The 4197-nt window shown below is 55.0% G+C and carries 4 protein-coding genes; all 4 read right to left on the bottom strand.

Features of this window, described 5'->3' with window-relative positions; genetic code table 11:
• Nucleotides 1–52: 52 nt before the first annotated feature.
• On the bottom strand, nt 53–691 hold the full coding sequence (locus tag AC2FND_RS19630; RefSeq protein ID WP_496771395.1) for an acyl-homoserine-lactone synthase: 639 nt from the start codon (nt 689–691) through the stop codon (nt 53–55).
• 82 nt (nt 692–773) lie between these two features.
• A complete protein-coding gene (locus AC2FND_RS19625; protein WP_209506490.1) occupies nt 774–1493 on the bottom strand; it encodes a helix-turn-helix transcriptional regulator in 720 nt (239 codons plus the stop codon).
• A gap of 367 nt (nt 1494–1860) precedes the next feature.
• On the bottom strand, nt 1861–3144 hold the full coding sequence (gene ccrA, locus AC2FND_RS19620) for a crotonyl-CoA carboxylase/reductase (protein WP_209506493.1): 1284 nt from the start codon (nt 3142–3144) through the stop codon (nt 1861–1863).
• A 134-nt stretch (nt 3145–3278) separates the two neighbouring features.
• The coding region (locus tag AC2FND_RS19615; protein ID WP_496771394.1) for a 1-acyl-sn-glycerol-3-phosphate acyltransferase at nt 3279–4197 on the bottom strand (919 nt) is incomplete at its 5' end.

The following is a 4197-nucleotide window of genomic DNA, read 5'->3' as shown; positions in this document are numbered from 1 at the left end:
CCTACAGGGCCGCGCCAACCATCACCAGATGCGGAATTGCGTTTTCCGGCCCTTAGGCAGACAAGGCAAATCGGTGCAGTTTGGATCGCCCGAAAGCCGCCCTGAACCACATGCGCGAAAGCTCACGCGGAATGCCTGCCCGTTCAGCCACGCGGTTGCAATCATCCGCTGAATAGGGCCACAACCCAACCGAGATCTGGTCACGCCCTTTGCCTTGGGTTCCAAGAACCTCGGGGGACGACCCGATCAGACGATAGATCCGGATCATACGGGCATCAAAAACACCGGCAATATGCGTCAGGCCAAAGCCTTCCATCATCTCGCCCCCGCTTAGCATTATGGCCCCGGCAGTGTGCGGGCTGGCTGTGCGGGACAGGCAGAACCGGGTCACCTCCCAGATCAGCGGGCTGCAAATCGGCTTGCCACCGTTGAGATGCCCAAACACCTCATTGATCATTACCCGGCCGGTTGTCGGCAATACACGCATCGACCCGCCATGGCTGCCATCCGGTTCTTCCCAGATGACATATAGCGGGTTGAGGTCATCGTACTCATCCCGCTCTTCTCCTTTTTTGTTGACGTGGACGTCCCACCCCAACCGGGTTTTGAACTGATCTGCGCGATCCTTGAACATCCCCTCAGCCAGAGTCGGAAATCTGTGTAACTCATCGGCATATAGATAACGCAACATGACTTTTCCCCTTGTCGTCCTGTGCAGGAACGAAGGGGGTACAGAGTCGTGGTTAATATTGCGTTTTGAGTATGCCCTGCCCTTAAACCACTATTAATCCCCGGCTGAGTGCCGTTGCGATTGCGTGGGTCGTGTTAAGGGCTCCGAGTTTCGATCGGGCGCTTTCAATGTAGACGCGTAGCGTGTGTTCGGAAATCGACAAGGAATGCGCCACCTGAGCACGGCTGTAACCCAGTGCCAATAGGGTAATGGCGTCGATTTCACGGGGCGACAGGCCGCGCGTGGCATCCGGTTGCCTGTCCTTTTCAAACTCCAGCGCTTTGCGGTTGATGTAGTGCGCGACAAGAATCAACTCGCGCCCGTAGGTCGAGATGAAGGTCTGCCAGGTTTGATCGTCGCAACTATGGTTAACGGTAAAAAGAGCGAACTGGCCGTTTGGACCGCGAATCGGAATTGAGTAACCCTGATTGCCGACCCCATGGTCGTGGGCATCCTGAAGGAATGATTTGGCCACCTTGCTGGACCAGTCCAGCGACTTCCAGTCAACCGGGTGAAATCGCTGAAAACACCCCAGAATTACAGGGTCGATACGATGATAGTTTTTTTCCCTGTATCGTTCATCCCAGGCGTCTGAGTATGTCGTATACCCGTATTGGTCCCCTGCGCCGTCAACCCAGTGATATGTCAGATGTGCGACCTTCAAAGTGTCTCGCAGACACTCGGCGACGATGCTGAGCTCTTCAAGCGTGCTGGTGTTTTCCAAATCCTGCAGGATTTGACCCAAATCGGTTTTCGTTCCCATCCGCGGGCGCCCGTGCCTCGTTCTTCAGGGACGCGATCTCGGCCGCGGCAATCAGCCTTGTATCATTAAGCTGTTCTGCAAGCGCGCTCAACCCATTCGCAACGGCGAAAGCGTTGAGGTCCGATAGTACGTCCAATATCCACTCATTTTGCGCCATCAGGGTCTCTCTGAAACAGTTAACGAAGCGTTAACACAACCATAACATGTATGAACTTTTTCGACCTATTCACCGGTTTCTACTCCCCAAAAATAGCGGGGGTAAAAATCGCAAGCATCTGAAAGCATGAAATAGGCCTGCAAACAGCAAACCACCCGCGAACTGACAGTGCGATTCGCGGGTGGTTTTTGTCTAAGGTCCTGAACTTTATCAGCCTGCGTCCAAAACCTCCTCAAGGGTGCGCAATCCGGTACGCGGTGCCTGAACAAGCACAGACATGTTGCCCGGCTTGTGTTCATTCCGCAGCATTTTCATATGTGCTTCCGGTAGGTCGTTCCAGGCAAACACCTCGGACATACAGGGATCCAGGCGGCGCTCGACCATCAGCTTATTCGCCGCCGCCGCCTGTTTCAGATGGGCAAAATGCGAACCCTGCAGGCGTTTCTGGTGCATCCACATGTAACGTACATCAAATGTGCAGTTGAACCCGGACGTCCCCGCACAAATCACAACCATGCCGCCTTTTTTCACCACGAAGGTCGAAACCGGAAAGGTGCTTTCGCCCGGATGCTCAAACACCATGTCGACATTGTTGCCCTTGCCGGTGATGTCCCAGATTGCCTTGCCGAACTTGCGGGCCTCTTTGAACCACTCGGCGTATTCGGGCGTATTGACCGTGGGCAGTTGACCCCAGCAATTAAAGTCGCGGCGGTTCAGAACCCCTTTTGCTCCCAGGCCCATGACGAAATCACGCTTGCTTTCGTCCGAGATCACCCCGATCGCGTTTGCCCCGGCTGTGTTGATCAACTGGATTGCATAAGATCCCAGACCGCCCGAGGCACCCCAGACCAGAACGTTCTGACCCGGTTTCAGGTCGTGCGGTTCGTGACCAAACAGCATACGATATGCCGTCGCGAGTGTGAGCGTGTAACACGCCGCTTCTTCCCAGGTCAGGTGCTTGGGGCGCGGCATCAACTGTTGAGCCTGAACGCGCGTGAACTGGCTGAACGAACCATCAGGCGTTTCATAACCCCAGATCCGCTGACTGGTCGAATACATCGGGTCACCGCCGTTGCATTCCTCGTCGTCGCCATCGTCCTGGTTGCAGTGGATGACAACTTCGTCGCCAACCTTCCACCGCTTGACCTTGTCGCCAACGGCCCAAACGATACCCGATGCATCAGAGCCCGCGATATGGTACGGCGCCTTGTGGCCATCAAAGGGGCTGATCGGCTGGCCCAGAGCAGCCCAGACACCGTTATAGTTAACACCTGCCGCCATCACCAGAACAAGCACCTCATTGCTGTCCAGCGTGGGTACATCGACCACTTCCTGCTGCATCGCAGTATTTGGCTCGCCGTGGCGTTCCTTTCGGATGGCCCAAGCGTACATTTGTTTCGGGACATATCCCATTGGAGGGATCTCACCCATTTCATAGAGGTCTTTTTCGGGTGCCTCATACGACGCGATACCGGTTTCGGTGTCCAAAGCCATGCTGGCCTCCTTTTTCAATACTTTTGCCGCGACGCAGAATCGCGTGCTTTATCAGATGAAATATTGGCCACTGCGAAATATTGCAACCTGTTTTGATGAAAAATTGTAATTTTATGACCCAGCGGTTGCAGAAATTATTTTGCAGGCGCAGAATTTGAGGGGTGCGCGGAAACCGGTACAGATGCCGCATAATACTCCAGCAGATCACCGCGTTGCCCAGATGCAGAAAGAATATTTCCCTGCCGCTTGAGAATCCGTCGTTCAATCAACTGGTCCAAAGCGCTTGATATGGCCGGCGCATTGTCTTGGGTCTGCCTACCGTCGCATTCCATCATCGTCTGAATACAGGACCGCAGATCCTGTTCCGCCATCGGCCCATTGTCACGTATCAGCAAACAGGCCGCAGGGGCCGGAACCAACGGGATCGCGTTCTGGATACGCTGCATCAATGTGCGCGCCAGATCGGTCATCATGTCGTCACTGCCTTCGGCCCGGAACTCTTTCAGGGAAATCGGCATTCCGTACCGGACCGATGCCAGCCCAAACCGCTTGTAGCGTCCGATCACTCGCCGCCAGAACTGCTTGAAAATCCATCGCGCGATGACCCCGATCCGCGCCCGAAAACGACGCTCTTTTCCCAGTGCCGCACGGGTAAGAATAGTGTCTTCAAGCACACGGTCATAATTCAAAGCGACGGGAACAAATACGACATCACGCCCCTGCGACGTCGTCCCATCCATTATGTACTTGAGCAATCCAAGCTTTGGGCGGGCCAGCGCTCCTGTCAGGCTTAAGCCACCTTCTGGAAACATGGCTTGCGTCACACCGGCTTCGGTCGCATGGCGCACATAGGTGGACAGAACCTGCCGGTAGAGCTCGCTACCCGACTTGCGCCGGATAAAGTAAGCCCCCATTGCCCGGATCAACCGGCTCAGCGGCCAAACCCGCGCCCATTCCCCTACTGCATAGGACAAAGCAGAATGCGGGGCCGCCAGATATGTAACCAACACGTAGTCCATATTGCTTCTGTGGTTCATCACAAAAACAACGGTT

The sequence above is a fragment of the Ruegeria sp. BHSB056 genome, assembly GCF_059613305.1.
The sequence above is the reverse complement of the archived record's forward strand: the minus strand, read 5'-3'. Positions and strand labels throughout refer to the sequence as shown.

Bases quoted from the DNA above. Each gene is read 5' to 3' on its own strand.
- AC2FND_RS19630 (WP_496771395.1), bottom strand. From the start codon at position 691: ATGTTGCGTTATCTATATGCCGATGAGTTACACAGATTTCCGACTCTG.
- AC2FND_RS19625 (WP_209506490.1), bottom strand. From the start codon at position 1,493: ATGGGAACGAAAACCGATTTGGGTCAAATCCTGCAGGATTTGGAAAAC.
- ccrA (WP_209506493.1), bottom strand. From the start codon at position 3,144: ATGGCTTTGGACACCGAAACCGGTATCGCGTCGTATGAGGCACCCGAA.